3 protein-coding genes and 2 pseudogenes are annotated in these 3990 nt (G+C 66.2%); 3 read left to right on the top strand and 2 right to left on the bottom strand.

The annotated features are described in order from the left end of the window. Nucleotides 1–242: pseudogene (locus QMX83_RS20640) on the bottom strand (hypothetical protein); the annotation flags it as partial. Then, on the bottom strand, nucleotides 239–1018 hold the full coding sequence (gene pssA / locus QMX83_RS20635; RefSeq protein WP_282298494.1) for a CDP-diacylglycerol--serine O-phosphatidyltransferase: 780 nt from the start codon (nucleotides 1016–1018) through the stop codon (nucleotides 239–241). The gene pssA and the pseudogene QMX83_RS20640, both read right to left, overlap by 4 nt. Before the next feature lie 150 nt (nucleotides 1019–1168). Between pssA and QMX83_RS20630 the strand changes: the two genes are divergently transcribed. From QMX83_RS20630 to QMX83_RS20620, 3 genes and pseudogenes are all read left to right on the top strand, one after another. Next, on the top strand, nucleotides 1169–1543 hold the full coding sequence (locus QMX83_RS20630) for a DUF4124 domain-containing protein (RefSeq protein ID WP_282298493.1): 375 nt from the start codon (nucleotides 1169–1171) through the stop codon (nucleotides 1541–1543). 91 nt (nucleotides 1544–1634) lie between these two features. After that, entirely contained in the window at nucleotides 1635–3326 is a 1692-nt protein-coding gene (locus tag QMX83_RS20625; protein WP_282298492.1) for a proline--tRNA ligase, read from the top strand. Between the two features lie 153 nt (nucleotides 3327–3479). Continuing rightward, nucleotides 3480–3854: pseudogene (locus tag QMX83_RS20620) on the top strand (H-NS histone family protein); the annotation flags it as partial. Between the last annotated feature and the right edge of the window lie 136 nt (nucleotides 3855–3990).

Below are 3990 nucleotides of genomic sequence, written 5' to 3'. Positions count from 1 at the left end.
GGTCTTGCCCGGCTGGCCGTTCGTTCGGACGGTGCGGCAAGCCGGGCAAGACCCGGCTCTACGTGATCGCGCGGGCCAGGGGCATGTGCGGGTCGGGCATCCGCCGGCACGGCGGTCAACTCAATCGCCGGTTCCGGCGTGGCGGCCTCGACGCTGCCGTCCACGAACACCGTGTAGCCCATGGCCTGCAGCCAGGACTGCTGGGCCGGGGTCCACAGCGGCGGCGTGGCCGGGGTGCTCACGCGCCGGGCTCGGCCGTCTTGCGGGTCCGCTGCCACAGCCACATCGCCGGGCCGGACAGCGCGTACACGATGCCCACTGCAAACAGCACGCGGGGCAGGTCGATCACCATGATCGCAATGACGATCGGCAGCAGCGCCAGGGCCATGAACGGCACCCGGTCGGCGCGCGGGCCCTTTTCACCACTGCCCTTGAAGCTCCAGAAGCGGATCCGGCTGACCATCAGCAGCGCCGCCACCAGGGTCACGCCCAGCGCCACGTAGCGCAGCTCGTTGCCGTCCCAGCCCAGGTTGCCGTCGGCGAAGGCCCAGACGAAGGACATCATCAGGCCGGCGGCGGCGGGGCTGGCCAGGCCGATGAACCAGCGCTTGTCCACCACCGTGACCTGGGTGTTGAAGCGGGCCAGGCGCAGCGCCGCGCAGGCGGCGTACAGGAACGCCACCGCCCAGCCCACCCGGCCCAGCACCGGGTCGTCGAACTTCAGCCACGACAGCGACCAGTGGTACATCACCAGCGCCGGGGCCATGCCAAAGCTGACCAGGTCGGCCAGCGAGTCGTACTGCACGCCGAATTCGCTGCTGGTGCCGGTCAGCCGGGCCACCCGGCCATCCAGGCCGTCCATGATCGCCGCCACGAACACCGCAATGGCGGCATTGACGAAATCGCCATTGGCCGCGGCGATGATCGCGTAGAACCCGGCGAACAGGCCGGCGGTGGTGAACAGGTTGGGCAGCAGGTAGATACTGCGCGAGCGCGGCGGGGGTTTCATCTGATCCATGCCGGCCAGTTTAGTGGCTGCGCCCGGGTTTGGGGCGGTTGCGCACCGACCGTTGCCCCCGCCGCCCGTCCCGCCTGTCGCCGCGGCGCTTGCCAGCACCGGGCCGGAATGCTGCAATCGCGGCCCTGACCCTGAGTAACTGGAGTTGCCATGCGTGTCCTGCCCCTGCTGTGCTGCCTGCTGCTTGCCAGCGCCTCGGCCAGCGCCCAGAACGTGTACAAGTGGAAGGACGCCAACGGCGTGACCCAGTACTCGGAGAAGCCGCCGGCCAACCAGAAGGCCGAACAGCGCCGCATGGACACCCGCGCCCCGGTCAACACCGCCAAGAAGGCCGACGCCCCGGCCGAATCGGCCGACTGCACCCAGAGCCGCAAGAACCTGGCCCTGCTCAACGGCCAGGGCGAGGTCATGTACGACACCAACGGCGACGGCAAGCCTGATGCCCCGCTCAGCGCCGACCAGCGCAAGGCCCAGAAGAGCATGGCCGAGGCGGGCGTCCAGGCGTATTGCGCGCCGGCGGCGTAATCGCCGTCCTTTGCGGGTCCGGTATCGACCGTTGGTCGATACCCTGCCGGGCTGGCAGAATATCGGTTTCCGCCGTTCAGCGAAGCCGACGATGCGCCTCTCCCAGTTCCACCTGCACACCACCAAGGAAACCCCCAGCGACGCGGAGCTGACCAGCCACCGCCTGATGCTGCGCGCGGGCATGATCCGCAAGCTGGCCTCGGGGCTGTACACCTGGTCGCCGCTGGGCCTGCGCGTGCTGCGCAAGGTTGAGCGCATCGTGCGCGAGGAAATGGAACGCGCCGGTGCCGTCGAATTCCAGGTCCCGACCATCCAGCCCAAGGAACTGTGGGAAGCCACCGGCCGCTGGGAAAAGTTCGGCCCGCAGCTGCTGAAGATCAAGGACCGCAAGGAACAGGTGTTCTGCTACAGCCCCACCGCTGAAGAGGCCGCCGCCGACTTCGCGCGCCAGGAGCTGTCCAGCTACAAGCAGCTGCCGGTCAACTTCTTCCAGATCCAGACCAAGTTCCGCGACGAGATCCGTCCGCGTTTCGGTGTGATGCGCGCGCGCGAATTCCTGATGAAGGACGCCTATTCGTTCCATCTGGACGATGAGTGCCTGGTGCGCGAGTACGAGAACATGAAGCGCGCCTATGCGCGCGTGTTCACCCGCCTGGGCCTGGACTTCCGCATGGTGCAGGCCGACTCCGGTGCCATCGGCGGTGACGCCTCGCAGGAGTTCCACGTGATCGCCGACTCCGGCGAAGACGCGCTGGTGTTCTCCACCGGTTCGGACTACGCCGCCAACATGGAAGCCGCCGTGGCCGCCGAACCGGCACCGCGTGCCGCCGCCAGCGAAGACCTGCGCAAGGTCGAGACCCCGACCCAGAAAACCTGCGAAGCGGTCGCCGAACTGCTGGGCATTGAACTTGCCCGCACCGTGAAGTCGGTGGCGATCATGAGCGAGGCCGGCTTCGTGCTGGCGCTGGTGCGTGGCGACCACGAGGTCAATGAAATCAAGCTGGCCAAGGTCGAAGGCCTGCAGGGCTACCGCATGGCCGGCGAAGCGGAAATCCAGGCGCATCTGGGCAGCGAACCCGGCTTCCTCGGTCCGCTCAATCCAGCCCAGCCGATCCGCATCGTCGCCGATCGCGAAGTCGCCGCACTGGCCGATTTCGTGGTCGGTGCCAACGAAGCGGGCTTCCACATTGCCGGCGTCAACTGGGGCCGCGACCTGCCGGAACCGGAAGTGGTCGACATCCGCAACGTCAAGGAAGGCGATCGCGCCGCCGACGGTGGCGAACTGAAGATCGCGCGTGGCATTGAAGTGGGTCACGTGTTCCAGCTCGGCCGTCAGTATGCGCAGGCATTGAATGCCACCGTGCTCGACGAGAATGGCAAAGCCGCGGTGATGGCGATGGGCTGCTACGGCATCGGTATTTCCCGCATCGTCGCCGCCGCGATCGAGCAGAACCATGACGACGCCGGCATTATCTGGCCGGACGCGATGGCCCCGTGGCAGGTCGTGGTGTGCGTGATCAATCCCAAGCAGGATGAAAGCGTCAGCGCCGCCGCCGCCGAACTGCTGGCCGAACTGCAGGCCGCCGGTCTGGACGCCGCCATGGACGACCGCGGCCTGCGCCCGGGCGGCATGTTCGCCGACATGGAACTGATCGGCATTCCGCACCGCGTGGTGGTGTCCGAACGCGGCCTCGCCGCCGGGACGTTTGAATACCGGGCCCGCTCCGCCAGCGAGGCCGAAAGCCTCGACCGGGGCGCGCTGCTGGCAAAACTGTCGAAGTGATCACAAAGCCGGGGGTAACACCCCGGCTTTTTCATTATCCCGCCAGAATGGGTAATGCCCCTTACTGTGCACGATTCAAATGAGAATGTATCCTCAGGACTCGCCACGGACCGGCGGCCCCCGTCCTTCGTTTGAATTCCGGAGTAGTAGTTGATGAGTATCGACCTGAGTGGATTGTCCGCCAAAGAGCTGGGCACCCTGATCAAGAATGCAAAGAAGCGCCAGACTGTTGTTGCAAAGCGCCCGGCCATCACCAAGGTTCGCGCGCAGTTGAACAAGCTGCTCAAGAGCAGCGGTTACACGGCAGAAGAAGTGTTTGGTGAAGCCGCCCCCGCACGAGGCCGTGCAACCAAGGCCACCAAGGCCGCCCCGGCGAAAAAGGCCGTGCGCAAGCTCGGTAAAGTGGCTCCGAAGTACCGCAATCCGGCCAATCCGAAGGAAACCTGGACCGGTCGTGGCAAGCAGCCGCGCTGGCTGGCTGCCCACACCACCAAGGGCAAGAAGCTGGAAGATTTCCTGATCAAGAAGTAAGCGCGATCAAGGAAACATCTGTGTGAGAACGCCGGCTGGATAGCCGGCGTTTTTGTTTGTGTGATTGCGAAAACCGCCAGGTCGGGAACATCGGTAGCGCCGGCCGTTGGCCGGCCCTCGGTATCGCCTGGGC

Source organism: Stenotrophomonas sp. PS02289, from assembly GCF_029960115.1.
Lineage (GTDB): Bacteria > Pseudomonadota > Gammaproteobacteria > Xanthomonadales > Xanthomonadaceae > Stenotrophomonas.
Note: the sequence above shows the minus strand (reverse complement) of the source record. Positions and strands in the feature narration are given on the sequence as shown.